This is a genomic window from Pontibacter sp. HJ8, assembly GCF_054824225.1.
Window position 1 is genome coordinate 1 of record NZ_JSYF01000041.1, and the last position, 15,687, is coordinate 15,687.

Annotated in this window: 15 protein-coding genes; 10 read left to right on the forward strand and 5 right to left on the reverse strand. The window is 52.9% G+C overall.

Annotation, left to right across the window (positions count from 1 at the left end; genetic code table 11):
- Nucleotides 1-269 (forward strand): hypothetical protein (locus OB13_RS02240; RefSeq protein WP_461488516.1); only part of this gene is annotated, 269 nt, incomplete at its 5' end.
- Nucleotides 270-327: 58 nt separating this feature from the next.
- Here the strand turns inward: OB13_RS02240 and OB13_RS02245 are convergent.
- On the reverse strand, nucleotides 328-2,781 hold the full coding sequence (locus OB13_RS02245) for a type IA DNA topoisomerase (protein ID WP_461488517.1): 2,454 nt from the start codon (nucleotides 2,779-2,781) through the stop codon (nucleotides 328-330).
- A 176-nt stretch (nucleotides 2,782-2,957) separates the two neighbouring features.
- Between OB13_RS02245 and OB13_RS02250 the strand changes: the two genes are divergently transcribed.
- Both OB13_RS02250 and OB13_RS02255 read left to right on the forward strand, forming a co-directional pair.
- Complete coding sequence (locus OB13_RS02250) at nucleotides 2,958-3,179, forward strand: DUF2905 domain-containing protein (protein WP_461488518.1); 222 nt, start codon at nucleotides 2,958-2,960, stop codon at nucleotides 3,177-3,179.
- Nucleotides 3,180-3,297: 118 nt separating this feature from the next.
- Nucleotides 3,298-4,062, forward strand: a complete 765-nt coding sequence (locus OB13_RS02255; RefSeq protein ID WP_461488519.1) for a YdcF family protein — start codon at nucleotides 3,298-3,300, stop codon at nucleotides 4,060-4,062.
- Nucleotides 4,063-4,286: 224 nt separating this feature from the next.
- Here the strand turns inward: OB13_RS02255 and OB13_RS02260 are convergent, their stop codons facing one another.
- Nucleotides 4,287-5,651 (reverse strand): NAD-dependent succinate-semialdehyde dehydrogenase, encoded by a 1,365-nt coding sequence (locus OB13_RS02260; RefSeq protein ID WP_461488520.1) that lies wholly within the window; start codon nucleotides 5,649-5,651, stop codon nucleotides 4,287-4,289.
- 274 nt (nucleotides 5,652-5,925) lie between these two features.
- On the opposite strand from OB13_RS02260, the gene OB13_RS02265 reads away from it, so the two are divergent.
- From OB13_RS02265 to OB13_RS02285, 5 genes are all read left to right on the forward strand, one after another.
- The gene (locus OB13_RS02265) at nucleotides 5,926-6,642 is read left to right on the forward strand and encodes a TIGR04282 family arsenosugar biosynthesis glycosyltransferase (protein WP_461488521.1); all 717 of its coding nucleotides are present in this window, start codon (nucleotides 5,926-5,928) and stop codon (nucleotides 6,640-6,642) included.
- Between the two features lie 158 nt (nucleotides 6,643-6,800).
- Entirely contained in the window at nucleotides 6,801-7,136 is a 336-nt protein-coding gene (locus OB13_RS02270) for an arsenosugar biosynthesis-associated peroxidase-like protein (RefSeq protein WP_461488522.1), read from the forward strand.
- 3 nt (nucleotides 7,137-7,139) lie between these two features.
- Complete coding sequence (gene arsS, locus OB13_RS02275; RefSeq protein WP_461488523.1) at nucleotides 7,140-8,210, forward strand: arsenosugar biosynthesis radical SAM (seleno)protein ArsS; 1,071 nt, start codon at nucleotides 7,140-7,142, stop codon at nucleotides 8,208-8,210.
- 31 nt (nucleotides 8,211-8,241) lie between these two features.
- Complete coding sequence (locus OB13_RS02280; RefSeq protein ID WP_461488524.1) at nucleotides 8,242-8,754, forward strand: rhodanese-like domain-containing protein; 513 nt, start codon at nucleotides 8,242-8,244, stop codon at nucleotides 8,752-8,754.
- Nucleotides 8,747-9,343 (forward strand): TIGR04282 family arsenosugar biosynthesis glycosyltransferase, encoded by a 597-nt coding sequence (locus tag OB13_RS02285; RefSeq protein WP_461488525.1) that lies wholly within the window; start codon nucleotides 8,747-8,749, stop codon nucleotides 9,341-9,343. The genes OB13_RS02280 and OB13_RS02285 overlap by 8 nt, the downstream gene beginning before the upstream one ends.
- Nucleotides 9,344-9,358: 15 nt before the next feature.
- Here OB13_RS02285 and OB13_RS02290 read toward each other — a convergent pair whose 3' ends face one another.
- Nucleotides 9,359-10,519, reverse strand: coding sequence for a L,D-transpeptidase family protein (locus tag OB13_RS02290; protein WP_461488526.1), 1,161 nt, complete (start codon nucleotides 10,517-10,519; stop codon nucleotides 9,359-9,361).
- A 210-nt stretch (nucleotides 10,520-10,729) separates the two neighbouring features.
- On the opposite strand from OB13_RS02290, the gene OB13_RS02295 reads away from it, so the two are divergent.
- Nucleotides 10,730-11,614, forward strand: a complete 885-nt coding sequence (locus tag OB13_RS02295; protein ID WP_461488527.1) for a hypothetical protein — start codon at nucleotides 10,730-10,732, stop codon at nucleotides 11,612-11,614.
- A gap of 32 nt (nucleotides 11,615-11,646) precedes the next feature.
- Entirely contained in the window at nucleotides 11,647-12,327 is a 681-nt protein-coding gene (locus OB13_RS02300; protein WP_461488528.1) for a DUF2461 domain-containing protein, read from the forward strand.
- Nucleotides 12,328-12,467: 140 nt separating this feature from the next.
- On the opposite strand, the gene OB13_RS02305 is transcribed toward OB13_RS02300, so the two are convergent.
- Both OB13_RS02305 and OB13_RS02310 read right to left on the reverse strand, forming a co-directional pair.
- Nucleotides 12,468-12,806 (reverse strand): DUF1801 domain-containing protein, encoded by a 339-nt coding sequence (locus tag OB13_RS02305; protein ID WP_461488529.1) that lies wholly within the window; start codon nucleotides 12,804-12,806, stop codon nucleotides 12,468-12,470.
- A gap of 132 nt (nucleotides 12,807-12,938) precedes the next feature.
- Complete coding sequence (locus OB13_RS02310) at nucleotides 12,939-15,611, reverse strand: cation-translocating P-type ATPase (RefSeq protein WP_461488530.1); 2,673 nt, start codon at nucleotides 15,609-15,611, stop codon at nucleotides 12,939-12,941.
- Nucleotides 15,612-15,687: the final 76 nt, after the last annotated feature.

Below are 15,687 nucleotides of genomic sequence, written 5' to 3' on the forward strand. Positions count from 1 at the left end.
ACCAAACGCTGACTGCAGCGAGTACGGTGCGCGTCAAGTTTACGGCAACTGATAAGGATAAAGTAAGGGAGCTGCAGGTGCGGGTGAGGGACGTAGGCGGAGACGCTGACCTGGTGAACTTTACCACTTTCCCGGATACCAAAGTGCTGGAGTTTGACACCTTGCTTACTGTGCCAGGTATGCGGGCCGGAGCCTATACCCTGACCATCAATGCAACCGACTATCGGACAAACGTAGCGACGGAAGATGTGATTTTCAAAGTAAAGTAATCGAAGCTGGTTACTACTACAAAAGCGGCACTAACCTGGGTTAGTGCCGCTTTTGCTTTTAATCGAACTGGAAGATCACCTGCCAGTTGTCATTCAGGGCCAGGGCTGCATCAAAGCTATTGCCGGTCTTGGCGGAGGTGAAGCCTTTGATCTTTCCTGTTTTGCGTTTGGTAAGCAGTGTACCGATCTGCTTGTCTGTAAGGGTCTTGCCGCCCATTTCAAACGGCACCACAAACTGGCATCCTTCCCGGAAACGGCTGCAGCCATACGCTGATTTGCCTTTAAGCATACTCCCTTGCCTGCACCTGGGGCACGTGGCGAACGGATCTGCTGCCAATGCTTTTTCAGTTTTCTCGACCCGCTCCAGCACCGCCTGCCTGTTTTCGTCGAGTTTCAGGACAGCATCAAAGCTAGTGCCCTGTTCGTCTTTGAAGCCCTTGATTGCAGGAGTTTTTCCTTTGCTTAGCAAAGCAGTTATTTGTTTGTCTGTAAGGGTTTTGCCCTGCTGTTCAATGGGCACCAGGAAGCGGCAGCCTTCCTTGAAGCGGATGCAGCCATATGCCTTGGAGCCTTTGATAATATGCCCTTCGTTGCAGGCCGGGCAGGTACCCAGCCCCTGAACAGGCGTAGCGTCAGTTTTTGGTGCTTTCGGGGCAGCCTTTGCTTTGGTTGGTTTTGCGGCGGTAGCGGCGGCAGGTTCGGGCTGCGCTTCCATGGTCACGGTCGCTTTGTCGTATTTTACTTCCTGCACCAGGCTCACGACAAAGTCCTGCAGCTCCTGCAGAAAAGACTCCGGTTTAAAAGTGCCCCCTTCGATCTGCCGTAGTTTGCGTTCCCACTGGCCGGTCATCTCTGCGGACTTCAGGGTCTGGTTCGGTATAACGCCGATCAGGTCAATTCCCATCTGGGTCGGCACGATCTTTTTCTTATCCTTGCGGATGTACTGCCGCTTGTACAGGGTTTCGATGATGGCCGCGCGTGTGGAAGGACGCCCGATGCCGTTTTCCTTCAGCGCCTCTTTCAGCTCATCGTCATCCATCTGGCGACCTGCCGTTTCCATAGCCCTTAATAGGGTGGCTTCTGTATACTCCTTTGGCGGATTGGTCATCTTCCTGTCAAGCAGCGGCGCATGGGGTCCGTGCTCACCTGCCACGAAGTTGGGCAGAATGCCGGCGGTCTCTTCCTCTTCTTTGTTTTCCTTGCCGGTGCTCTCGATCTTGATATCCTCCGCGCCATACAACACACGCCAGCCCGGCTCCAGGATCTGTTTGCCCCGCACCCGGAAGGTATAGCCGGCAGACTCCGCCAGAACAGTGGTGTTACTCACGATACAGTCCGGGTAAAAGGCGGCCAGGAAGCGTCGGGTGATGATGTCGTATACTTCTGCCTCACGGCCATACAGGTTGTTGGCCGGCGCACCGGTCGGGATGATGGCGTGGTGGTCGGTTACTTTGTTGTTGTTGAATACTTTTTTGCTCTTCCGGATCTTGCTCTGCAGCAGCGGCGCCACTTCCTGCTGGTAATTGCTCAGGCCCTGCAGGATACTTGGTATCTTGGGATAGATGTCATCGGGCAGAAACACCGTATCCACACGCGGATAGGAAACTACCTTCTTCTCATACAGGCTCTGGATCGTCTTAAGCGTCTCATCGGCCGACATGCTGAGCTTGTTGTTGCACTCGATCTGCAGCGAGGTCAGGTCGAAGAGCTTGGGCGGGCTCTCTGTTCCTTTTTTGGTGTCAATGTCGGTGATGGTCAGTTCGGCCTGCCGGATCGCGTCCAGGATCTGCTGCCCTTCCTCTTCCTTGTGGAAGCGGCCGTTGGTGCTGGAAAAAGTCGTTTCGCGGTATACCGTCTTGAGTTCCCAATATGCCTGCGGCACAAAGTTGGCGATCTCATGATGCCGGTTCACGATCATGGCCAGCGTAGGCGTTTGTACCCGACCGATGGACAGTGTCTGGCGGCCCTGGGCATACTTGAGCGTGAAGAGGCGGGTGGCGTTCATGCCCAGTAGCCAGTCACCGATGGCGCGGCTCTTGCCGGCTTGGTAGAGCGAGTCAAATTCGGAACCTTCCCGCAACCGGGCAAAGCCCTGTCGTATGGATTCTTCTGTAAGGGAAGATATCCAGAGCCGTTTGAAAGGCTTCCGGTAATTGGCCTCGGTGAGTACCCAGCGCTGGATCACTTCCCCTTCCTGGCCGGCATCCCCGCAGTTGATCACTTCCTCGGACTGCTCCAGCAACTTTTTAATGATCTTGAACTGCTGCACCACCCCCTTGTCCTGCATGAGTTTGATGCCATACCTGTCCGGGAGCATGGGTAAGTCATACATGCTCCAGCGTTTCCATTGCGGGTTGTAGTCGTCTGGCTCGCGGAGCTGGCAAAAGTGTCCGAAGGTCCAGGTGACCTGGTAGCCATTGCCTTCATAGTAGCCATCCTTCTTGGTTCTGGCTCCAATGACCATGGCGATCTCTCGGGCGACACTTGGTTTCTCAGCAATGCAAACTTTCAAGGTATAGGGGATTTAAGGATTCCTGCAACATTCAAATTTACGCTTTTCAGGACGGATTTCCGAACAAAAGCTTTCGGCCGGTCCGCTACTAAAAAAGAACTCTGGACCGGATGCGTTCTGTAAATCTATACTGTAATTTTGTCGTAAGAATAACCTTCATACATAGGTATAGCAGTATGCAGTCCATCGGGAAATACATTGTGATCATAGGCGTAGTGCTGGTTGTGATCGGCCTGATTTTCTGGCTGGCCGGAGATAAGCTTGGCTGGTTCGGTAACCTGCCGGGCGATATCCGGGTGGAGCGCAGGAACTTCCGCTTCTATATGCCGATCACGAGCATGATTTTGGTGAGTATCCTTCTCTCGCTGCTGCTGTGGGTGTTCCGGCGTCTGTTCTAGCGTTTTAGTAGGGATTCACAGCAAGTTGAAAAGGCGCTCGCGGGTATATTAATTTTTTCCGCTTTGCCGGTGCTTTCCTACCTTTGGGGCTTCAGTACGATTCCCTGATCTTCCGGCCATGTTTTTTGTCCTCTCCAAAGTGCTGCAATACTTTCTGATGCCTATTCTCTGGGTAGTCGTTCTCTTGCTGCTCGCTCTTTTTCTGAAGTCTGCCCGAGTCCGTCGGTTATGCCTGGTGTCGGCCACGGGCTTGCTGCTTGTCTTCTCCAATCCGTTTCTGGCCAACACCACCATGCGCGCCTGGGAATACGCGCCTGTACCCGTGAAGGAGGTGGATGACTACGACGTGGCCATCATCCTGACTGGGGTGACAAGCGTGAACACCCTCGCACCCGACCGAATCCATACTCAGAAAGGGGCAGACCGCTTTTTGCACCCGCTGCAACTCTACCACCTGGGCAAGGTGGGGAAGTTCCTGATTACGGGCGGAACGGGTACGATTGCCATGGACCGAAGGCCGGAAGCGGAGATGCTGGAGGATATTCTGCTGATGGCCGGCGTGCTGGAGGACGATATCATCACCGAGACCCGTAGCATGAACACCTACGAGAACGCCATTTACTCGGCAGAGCTGCTGCAAAGCTACCCGCAATTCGAGCGCAAGCTGCTGGTTACCTCTTCTTTTCACATGCGACGTGCCAAGGCCTGTTTTGACAAGGCTGGCGTCGAAACGCATACCTTTCCGGCGGACTTTTATGCCAGCGAAGTGCGCTATTCCCCGGATGAGCTGTTTATTCCCAACGCCGATGCCTTCCGGCTCTGGCACCGCCTGATCCATGAAATAACCGGGTATGTGGTGTATAAACTAATAGGGTATTGTTGAATTGCTAAATTGCTTAATGGTTAAATGGTTGTGCTTGCACAGATTTCCTGCAACCCGCACTCAGAGGATTCTGGTTACACCGCTATACCTTTCAAGCTATACCTTCCAGATAGTCTCACATAAAAGCCGGGAAGTAAAGATTTTTGAGCTGCTTTCTCCGGGAGGCGTAGGAGAGCATACCTGTAAAAACCAATCAACAATTTAACCATGAAGCAATTTAACCTTTACCCTATCCAGATGCTTTTCTGATTGGTAAACTCACGTATGCCGATGTAGGAAAGCTCCCGTCCGTAACCTGACTTCTTGATGCCGCCAAAGGGCATTTCGGGAGAGGAGGCGACCATGGCATTGACGAATACCGCGCCTGACTCTACCTGGCGGGCCACGCGAAGGCCGCGTTCCTTGTCTTTTGTCCAGACGGTGCCAGCCAGGCCGTAGCGGTGATCGTTGGCAATCTTAATGGCTTCGGCTTCATCCGGTACCACAAACACGATGGCTACCGGACCAAATAATTCATCCTCATACGCAGGCATGCCGGGTTTTACATTCCGGATGATCATGGGCTTGAAATAGGCGGAATCCTTGCCTTCGCGGCCGCCTTCCAGCACCACTTCGGCGCCCTTGTCCAGCGACGCCTGTACCTGCTTTTCGAGCTCTTCTGCCAGGTCTTTCCGGGCTAAGGGACCATAATCACAGTTGTCTTTCAAGGGATCGCCTGTTTTGAGCGCCCGCATTTTTTCTTTCATCTTCTCCAGAAACGCCTCGGCTATACCTTCCACCACTATAAAGCGTTTCGCAGCAATGCAGCTCTGGCCGGTGTTCACCATCCTGGACTTCACGGCCGTCGTGGCGGCCTCCTCCAGGTCGGCGTCCTCCAGCACAATGAACGGGTCACTGCCGCCCAGTTCCAGCACGGTTTTCTTGATCTCACTGCCCGCTTTTTCCGCTACTTTGGAGCCGGCTCCCTCGCTGCCGGTCAGGGTGACAGCCTTTATATACTTACTCTCAATGATAGCGTCCACCGCTTTCGATTCAACCAGCAGGGTTTGGAATACATGTTCTGGAAAACCGGCCTTCCGAATAATTTCTTCGATGGCCAGAGCGCATTGCGGCACATTGGAGGCATGCTTCAGCACACCCACATTCCCGGCCATCAGGGCAGGGGCCAGGAAACGTAAGACCTGCCAGAAAGGGAAATTCCAGGGCATAACGGCCAGCACGACACCCAACGGCTGGTAGGCGATCAGGCTGCGGCTGGCTCCTGATTCCACCTCCTCATCCTGCAGAAATTCAGCAGCCTTTTCGGCATAATAGCGGCATACTTTGGCGCATTTTTTTACTTCCGCCACCGCGTCCTGCAGTGGCTTGCCCATTTCAAGGGTAATGATGCGGCCATATTTTTCTGCTTCCTGCTCCAGCAAATCCGCACACTGCTGCATGTGCCGGGCCCGCTCCTCAAACTCCACGTGCTTCCAGCTCTGAAAAGCGGTATCGGCCGCTTTCAGCATTTGCTCCACCTCAGTAGCGGTATGGGGTTCAAAAGTCTTAATGACTTCGTTCGTTGCAGGATTTATCGTCTGTATCGGCATTCTTTGATCTTATAGATGTGGTTTAAATATACGCAAGCCTGGCAAATGTGTGTTCTATATCCCAACTAGAGATACGCTGTTCCTGTCAATCTGCGGCATGAGGAGATACTTTTTCCAATATATGCAGGTTTGTGCATGTTTTACATTCTGTTGAGCAAAAGCCGGCTTTTATATTATTTAAATATGCTTAACTTGCTTCTCTCGTATACCTGTAAAGGATCTGGTTGCTGTTTTTTGTAATGGACCGATCTGATAAAGTGTGACAGAAACTCCTTTGGATTCCTTTCAAGCCGATACCGCCATTCTTTTGTTTGCCCATACCAGTGGGCAGGAGATAGCCTGCAAAACCTTTTCGGAGCAGCACGGCAGCGGTGTGAACAAGAAGATTGCAAAGACGCTGCTACAGCATGCAGTGGTCGTAGCAAAGCGGGCCGGTTTGCCGCTGATGCCGATCCTGACGGACAAACAGGTGGGCAACACATTTGGAGAGCGGTTGGCCAATGCCTTTCAGGAAGTTTTCGCGGCCGGCTACCAGCGCGTGATCTGCATTGGTAGTGATTGTCCTGCTTTGAGTGCCACGGATCTGCTGCAGGCTAAGAAAGAACTTTTGACCGCCAACATGGTGGTGGGGCCTGCCACAGACGGCGGTGCTTACCTGATCGGTCTGCACATTGACAGCTTCAACCTGGAGTCCTTTGCCATGCTGAACTGGCAGACAGAGGAGCTACTGAACGAATTGCTGCTGTACTCTTTCCGGCATCATGCGTGTATGAACTGCGTAAGCTTTCTCGAAGAAAAAGCCGATGTGGACAACAGCAGGGATCTGGCCAGGCAGCTGGAAGCGCTTCCCTGTTACCACACGCTCAAGCGAAAACTGACTGCCATTCTGCTGCAGGCGGACGCGTCTGCCTTCACCCTCCGCAAAATACATTTCAAGCCCTTGCAGCATTCCGTACGGTCTCTTTTGCGGCGTGCGCCTCCTGCTTTTTAGCTACTCAAAACATAGTCCGGCTCCGGCTGTTTGCAAGCCTGATCAGCCGCTGTGCGTAAAGCGCAGTTAACCTTCTGATATTTCGTTTGTTTTTGTAGCCCCTCGCGCATTTTTGCTGCCGGGAGGTTAATTATTCTATACCTTGATTTTTAACACCCATGGAAAATACCTATTACAATCCCGCAGACCTCAAGAAATTTGGCAACATAACAGAGCTACAGCCCGAAATGGGACGAAAGTTCTTTGATTATTATGGCGAGGTCTTCAAAGAAGGCGCGCTGACGGAGCGGGAAAAAGCCCTGATCGCGCTGGCCGTGTCGCACGCGGTGCAATGCCCGTATTGCATCGATGCCTATACCTCGGATTGTCTGGAAAAAGGAGCCGACGAAAACCAGATGATGGAAGCCGTGCATGTGGCGGCAGCCATCAAAGGCGGTGCTGCCCTGGTACATGGCGTGCAGATGATGAACAAGATCAAGGAATTGACCATGTAAGCGATGGCAACCCAATTAAAATCACTGAAAGCGCAGCATCACCTGTTTGCAGATCCGGCCTACCAGCTGGATGTGTTGCAGGGGCCGGCAGTAGAGGAGGGAGGCTTTCCGGCATTTGCTTCCCGGCTGCGGGAGCACGGGCTATTCCCGCTCAAACCGAGTGGTACCACCATTCTGCAGATCAATGTGGGCAAAATGTGCAACCAGACCTGCCGCCACTGCCACGTCGATGCCGGTCCGGATCGCAAAGAGATCATGACACGCGAAACAATGCAGCTCTGCCTCGACGCGCTGGCACAGGCCCCGCAGCTCACCACGGTAGACCTGACAGGGGGCGCTCCCGAGATGAACCCGGATTTCCGATGGTTTGTAGAACAACTGCACCAGTTGGGCCGGCATGTCATCGTGCGCTGCAACCTCACCATTATCCTGGCCAACAAAAAGTACCACGACCTGCCCCGCTTCTTTCAGGAACACGGGGTCCAGGTGGTGTCGTCGCTGCCTTACTTTTCCGCATCCCGCACCGATGCGCAGCGGGGCGATGGCGTGTTCGAAAAATCTATCTGGGCGCTGCAGCTGCTCAACGAAGTAGGGTATGGCAAAGCCGGTAGCGGGCTGCAACTGGACCTGGTATACAATCCTTCCGGAGCCTTTTTGCCAGCGAGCCAGAAGTCGCTGGAGGCTGAGTTCAAGCGCCGCTTGCTGAGCGGGTATGGCATCGAGTTCAACCAACTCTTCTGCATCACCAACCTGCCGGTGAGCCGCTACCTCGACTACCTGGTGGAAAGCGGCAACTACAGCAGCTATATGGAGAAACTCGTCAACGCCTTTAATCCGGCGGCAGCCGCCAATGTCATGTGCCGCAACACCGTTTCGGTGGGCTGGGACGGTTACCTCTATGACTGCGATTTTAACCAGATGCTGGAGCTAAAGGTGCAGGGGAGTGCGCCGCAGCACCTCCGGGATTTTGACCTGGAACAGCTCGACAGGCGCGATATCGTGCTAAACCAGCACTGTTATGGTTGCACGGCAGGAGCCGGTTCGAGCTGCGGCGGCGAAACTACAGGCGCGTAGAACCTGTAATCATTATACCATGCACGTGTTTATGCAACGAAAACTATACCTGGTGGGGGCGCTTTGTTTGTGCCTGCTGCTGCAGGCCTGCGGGCAGGCGACAGACAAGGCCTATGGGCTCATGTTGAAAGGGCTCTATAACCATAACGTACCCGTGATCACACCCGCCCAGCTCGGGGCTGCGCTGCAGCAAAAGTCGCATCCGGTTCTGCTGGATACCCGTTCAGAAGAAGAGTATAACGTGAGCCACATTGCCGGTGCCCGGCTGGTTGAGTACGACAACTTTGATCCGTCCCGGTTGAAGGATGTGCCCAAAGATACTCCCTTGGTGGTCTACTGCTCGGTGGGGCTCCGCAGTGAGCGGGTAGGAGAGAAGCTTAAAAAGGCAGGATATACGAATGTGACAAATTTATACGGCGGCCTGTTTGAGTGGGTGAACCAGGGGCAACCCGTATACAACAGCCAGGGGAAAACGGATAAAGTGCATGCCTTTTCAAAGAGCTGGGGCGTGTGGTTGCGCAAAGGAGAGAAAGTATATGAGTAGCAAAGAACTGTTGATGCTGTTTGTCCGCAACCCGGAGCTGGGCAAAGTGAAAACGCGGCTGGCAGCTAGTGTAGGACCCGAAACGGCACTCGATATTTACCTGCACCTGCTCCAGCATACCCGTGACGTTACGCAGGCCCTGCCCCTGGACAAAGTGGTTTACTACAGCGAGCGGGTGGAGCAGCAGGACATGTGGCCCGGCCAGCAGTATCAGAAGAAGCTGCAGCCACCCGGTGACCTGGGTGAGAAGATGGCGGCTGCTTTCGAAGCAGCATTTGCGGAGGGCTATACCTCGGTGGTGATCATCGGAAGCGACTGTCTCCAACTAACGTCTGAAATCATCGGCAAAGCGTTTGAGGAACTGAAGACCCATGAAGTCGTGATCGGGCCGGCGCTGGACGGCGGTTATTACCTCCTGGGTATGAATCACCTGTACCCGGAGCTGTTCCGGGAGAAACGGTGGAGCACCGAGCACGTCTTTCCCGATACTTTGTACGACATCGAACGCCTGCACCTTTCCCACGCCCTGTTACCTTCTCTTTCCGATGTCGATTACCTCGAAGACCTGGAAGCCAACTGGCCGGGGTGATAGTTTCTCCTATACCTATTCCATGGAAACCTGGACCGGTTTATCATACCCATAGATATCTTCCCGGAACTGTATTCCCAACTGCTGATCAGCCCAGGCAGTCATGTATACGATAAGCAGCGGCACAGGCTTTTTCAACCGAATAAACTGCTCCGGCTTAGCTGTGTTCAGGAAGCGGTCAATCTTGTTTTCAGAGAGGCCGGAGCGCTCCTGCATGAGGTAGTGAGCCAAGGCTTCGGGATGTTGAAGACGGATGCAGCCATGACTGAAAGCCCGTTTGTCAAGCGCAAACAGGTGCTTGTCTTTCGTGTCGTGCAGGTACTGGCTCACTTTGGTATGAAACAGGAACTTAACTTTCCCCAGCTCATTATGCTCTCCTGTTACCTGTACTATTCTGAAGTTAAAATCAGCGCTTGTTACTTTAGTCCAGTTCACACTCCAGGGATCTGTTTTGGCGTATCCTACCAGGGCTGTTAGCCGGAAGAGTTCCATATCACGACTGGCCAGGTAGCCGGGGTTACGCTTCAGAAGCGGTAATATTTCTTTGGAAGCAATGGAGTTCGGGATGTACCAGTAGGGATTGAACACGATGGTGTGCAGATCTGTGCGATTTACATAGGTGGGCAGCGCCGGTTTTCCCACAATAGTGTGCATCTCCAGCAGCACCGTGTTATGATCTATCAGGCGTAAAGTATAGTCCGGTATGTTGATGATAATATACGGTTGGGCAATGTCCTGGCTGAAGGCAGTCCAGCGGCTCAGGCTGTTCTGCAACTGCAGGAGGCGTTGTGAAAGCGGCACATTGAGTGCTGCTACAGTCCTTGGGCCTATGATACTATCCGGCTTCAGAGCATGCCTTGCCTGAAAACGTGCAACGGCCAAGGCCAGCGAAGGGGAATATAAGTGTTTTCTATCATATTGACCTTCATCGAGATCTCCTACCAGGATCAGGTTCTGCCGCAACCTGGGCACAAAAGAACTGGTATCGCCCGGGCGGAGCAGCAATGTGCCCGGGAAGGTATGCCATTGGTCGGTGCTGATCTGCTGGTACTGTTTTATCGATTGCTGTAAACGAAGTTTCTGGCCTGGTGCCAGCAGCCAAAGCTCCGTTGAATCCTGTCCCAGGCATAGCAGCGGACAAAGGCTCAAACAGAGGAAAAGTGCCAGGGGCATCATGTGAATCAGTTTACAGGGGGCTTTATTTTGTGTACGGTATTTAGAAGTTTGTTGGCCCATTTTTAGATTTCAAAAACTTCTGTTTGTGCTTGCACCTGTGGCCTGCGAAAGCTGTAAGGCTATACCCCCAGAATCAGTCCGGAACTGGTGCGGGAAATGAAGAAAGAAGATTTTATTTATTGTAAATTAGAGCCAAACGAGATGCTGCTTATGCGATTAACCACCATATGGATCTGCCTGCTGCTACTGGGTATAGCCGGAGCAGGTATAGGATGCTCTGAGAAGGGAGATAATCGGAATCCTGCTTTGTCCGGCGGAGACACTTACACGGCACTGAACCCGCACTTCCATGCGGATTGGGCCATGGACAAGCTGTGGGAGGATGGCCTGGCCGAAGTGGCCATCTACGATGCGGAGCGAGTAGTCTACAAAAAGAAGCGAAATTTTGAGTATACGCTGATCACCGTGAAAGAAGACTTCAACCAAAAGCACAATGTGAAAACGGACGACTATACCCGTTCCGACCTTTTCCCGGTGATGAAAGTAAATGAGTTCTGCCGTATACCTACCGACGAATATCCCTACCATTACCTGACTTCCCTTTTTATCAGGCGCGAGAATCCATTGCAAATGCACAAACTCACCACTTCCTCGCAGGAATGGTGCGGCAATACCTTCAAGACCATAACGGACGTGGGAGCCAGCTACAATCTCTATTACAATTCTTACTTCGACGGGGAAGGCGAAGGGAACCGGAAGCTGCAGAAGGACCTCCTGCTGGAAGACCAGTTGCCGTATACGCTGCGCAGCCTGCGCTTTGCCAACGGGCTGACGTTTGAAGCCAACGTGCTGGAGACGCAGCAGACAAACAAAGCAGGCAGGATGACAGTATACAAGGCCATTGTTTCGAGCACGAAGGCCGAAGTAGGTGGTCAGGCGGCATGGCAGGTAAACGTGCAGCTGGACAAAGGAAAAACCAACAGCTACTGGTTTGCCAGTCAGTATCCCAACGAGCTACTGCGCCAGCATACCTGGGATGGCCGTAACCTGGAGCTGAAGAAACTAAGCCGTTATGCCTACTGGCAAACAGAATAATCCCGTATTAACCCGAACCCAACAACAAGCCCATGGCTACAACGATAGAGAAAAGCACGCTTACCTTTTTGTCAGATCTTACCCAAAACAATACCCGCGAGTGGTTTCAGCAGCACAAGCCCCGCTACGATGCAGCCCGCAAAAACTACCTAGCTTTTCTGGATGAATTGTTGCCGGAGATGGAACCCTTTGAGCCGGCAGCCCACGGACAAACGGGCAAGGACCTGGTGTTCCGCATCTACCGGGATGTGCGCTTCTCCAACGACAAGCGACCTTACAAAGATCACTTCGGGGCCTACATTGCCGAAGGCGGCCGAAAATCCATCCTGCCGGGCTACTACCTGCACCTGGCGGCTAACAACAAATCCTTTGTGGCCGGCGGCCTCTGGATGCCACCTGCCAACTACCTGAAAGCCGTGCGGCAGGAGCTGGATTATAACCTGGAAGAGTTTGAAGGTATACTACAGGCTCCTGCTTTTAAAGACAGGTTTGGCACCATCTCCGGGGAGCAGCTTAAAACCACGCCCAAAGGCTACGAGAAAGAAAATCCGGCCATCGAATACCTGCGCTACAAAAGCTGGAACGCTGTGATGCCCCTCTCTGACAAAGTTGTATTAGGGAAAGACTTCAGGCAGGTGGTGCTGGAGGCGTTCAGGGCGGTGAAACCCTTCAATGATTTCCTGACCGCACCGCTACGGGATGTGGGGGAGTAGCGCCGGCAGAAGTGGTTTTGATCATACTATACCCAAACAGAAGGCATGCTGCATTTTTTCAGGTCAATGCTTTAGGTGATATTTCAGGTTCTGACTTAGAGCAGTTTTCCATACCTGCCTTACGGAAGCGGACGCGACGTTTAGTTTGTGCAGCTGCTGAACCATGCTTTGAACAGTTCGCTGTCGATGTCGGCCATGGTTCTGAGTTTGATATGGCGCATAGCTTTCCCGGTGCCTTCCAGCCTGTTGGACTTGTCTTCGAGCTTATTAAAATCAAAGAAACCAAGCGTCACATAGGCTTTGGCCGTTTTGAAGTAGGCAAAATCCTGGGTCGTTCTAAACACTGGCCTGCCCCATTTAAACTCTTCCCGCACATCCGGCACACTCTCATGCAGCAATTGCCGGATGGCCTCCAGGATCTGCTTTTGATCCGCCGGGGCCTGCTGAATAAAATCGGTGACCTCTACATTTAAATTCATTGTTCGCGATACTTTTCAGGATGAAAGCCAAGGTATAGGTATAGCAACTGCGAGATGCGCCTCTATACCTTCACGGCTACTTTTGCAGGGAGATGTTCTGTTTCTGATTTCAATACTACGGATTCCTCCGCACTATCCTGCCTTTTTCATACCTTTTTGCAGGCGCGACCGGCGGAATATCTTGAAGAGTTCGTTGATCAGCAGCGGTACCAGCCCCAGGAAAAGAACCATGATCCAGCCTTTCAGGTCAAGCCACTGCAGGTTGAAGGCGCGCTGCATAAAAGGTATACCAATGACCACCAGCTGCAGCAGCAGGCCCAGCACGATCGCTCCGATCAGGTATCTGTTGGAGAAAACCCCGATCTGGAAAATAGATTTTGTCGGGTTACGCTTCGCCAGGGAATAAAACAGCTGGCAGGCGACCAGTGTCATAAAGGCCAGTGTCCGGGCATTTTCCAGTGTCTCAACCGGTACTGCTTTGTCAAACGGACTGAAGCCGTGTTCGTAGTAACCGAACCAGAACGCAAAAATAGTTAAGGCTCCGATGAGGATGCCGCCCCAGATCGCGCGCAAACCTTCGCCACCCGCAAAGAAGCTTTCATCCGGATCGCGGGGCTTTTCTTTCATCACATCCGGGTCACCGGGGTCCATGCCCAGGGCAACGGCCGGCAAAGAGTCCGTAACCAGGTTAATCCACAGCAACTGGGTCGCAATCAAAGGCGCTTCCCACCCGATGAGCAGGGTAATGAACATGGCAACCACTTCGCCCAGGTTACAGGTGAGGAGGAAGATCACCGCCTTGCGGATGTTGTTGTAAATATTGCGTCCATGTTCGATGGCAGAAACAATGGTGGCAAAATTGTCATCGGTCAGGATCATGTCCGAAGCCCCTTTGGCTACATCGGTCCCGGTGATGCCCATGGCAACCCCGATATCGGCCGTGTTCAGGGACGGTGCATCGTTCACCCCGTCACCGGTCATGGACACGACATTTCCCTGGGCCTTGAGGGCCCGTACAATCTTTACTTTATGCTCCGGAGAAACCCGGGCAAATACCCGGTACTGGCCCACCCTGTCACGGAAGGCGTCTTCTGTCAGCTCATCAATTTCCTGCCCTGTCGTAGCCTGGTCGATATGTGCCGCTATGTCCAGTTCATGTGCAATGGCAAAGGCCGTGTTCTTGTGATCACCCGTGATCATGATGGACGTGATGCCGGCTTGTTTGGCTTTCTGAACAGAGGGCTTTACTTCTGTCCGGGGAGGATCGATCATACCTACCAGCCCCAGCAGGATGAGGTCCTTTTCCATATCAGCCGCATCCAAAACCGCGTCGGCCGGTTTGTAGGCTACACCGAGTGTCCGAAGCGCCTGGTCCGACATACGCTCCGTCGCATCAGCGAACTGTTGTTTGTGGGCCTCGGAGAGAGGCACCACCTGGCCATGCTCCCGAACATGGGTGGAGATCTTCAGCAGGTTATCGATAGCGCCTTTGGTGTATACCGTATAGCTTCCGTTCTCTTTGTTGAGCGTCGACATGAGCTTCCGGTCCGAGTCAAAGGAAAACTCGTTGACACGTTCACTCTCTTTGTTTAAAGATTGTCTGTCCAGGCCCAGGTCATCTCCCAAGAGCAGGAGGGCTATTTCTGTCGGGTCACCGGTTCCCTCCCCGTTCTGGTAGGTGGCATCCGAGCATAGGATCATAGCTTTCGCCAGTAGCTGCGCATCTTCACTGGCCTTGTTTTCCTTCTCCCGCTCCAGGGTTACTTCCCCTTCCGAATTGAAGTATTTGGTAACGGTCATTTTGTTCTGCGTGAGCGTGCCCGTTTTGTCGGAGCAGATGATATTGACAGAACCCAGCGTCTCCACGGCCGGCAAGCGCCGGATGATGGCGTTGTGTCTGGACATGCTGGTAACACCGATAGAAAGTACAATGGCTACAATGGCGGCAAGTCCCTCAGGTATAGAGGCAACGGCCAGGGAAACGGAAATAAGGAACATTTCGGCCAGGTCCCGGCCTTGAATAAAAGCAACGGCGAAGATGAGAACGCAAATGCTGATGGCCAGTTTGCCGAGCGTTTTTCCGAGTTGATCCAGCCGGATCTCGAGGGGTGTCTTGGACTCCTCTTCGGTATCGATGATGTTGGCAATCTTACCGACTTCGGTTTCCATACCGGTGGCGACGGCTACCCCCAGCCCCCGGCCATACGTAACCAGCGTCGACATAAAGACAGAATTTTGCAGGTCTCCGATAGGCGTCTGGGGATCTTCGTGCACTTGCCTGGCGTCTTTGGCCGAAGGGACAGACTCGCCGGTCAGAGCCGATTCCTCAACCTGAAGATTGGTTGTTTCGATCAGGCGCAGGTCTGCCGCGATGTAGCGCCCGGCATCCAGAACCAGGATATCACCGGGCACGACAGTCTCGGAATCCACTTCTTTGACAACGCCATCGCGCCTTACGAGCGCTTTGGGAGAGGCAATTTTTTGAAGCGCTTCAATGGCGTTGCCGGCCTTTACTTCCTGCACTACACCCAGCACCGCATTCAGAATAATAACGGCCAGGATGATGATGGCATCGATGTATTCTCCCATGAACAGGGTGATCACCACCGCTGCAAACCAAACATAGATCAGCCGATCCCGAAGCTGTGCCACGAACAACTGCAGAATGGTCTTCTTCTTTTTCCCTGTCAGCTTGTTTGGGCCATATTGTGTCAGCCTGGTTTTTGATTCTGTTTCCGTGAGACCGTGTGCCGGATCTACTTTCAGTTCAGCCAGGACATCTTCTATTGATCGGGAAAACCACATGTTACAGCGTTTAGAATATGCATTCTTCTCTTGCCACCATAACGTTGCTTAGTTAGTACAGCCTACCTGTTCTAAG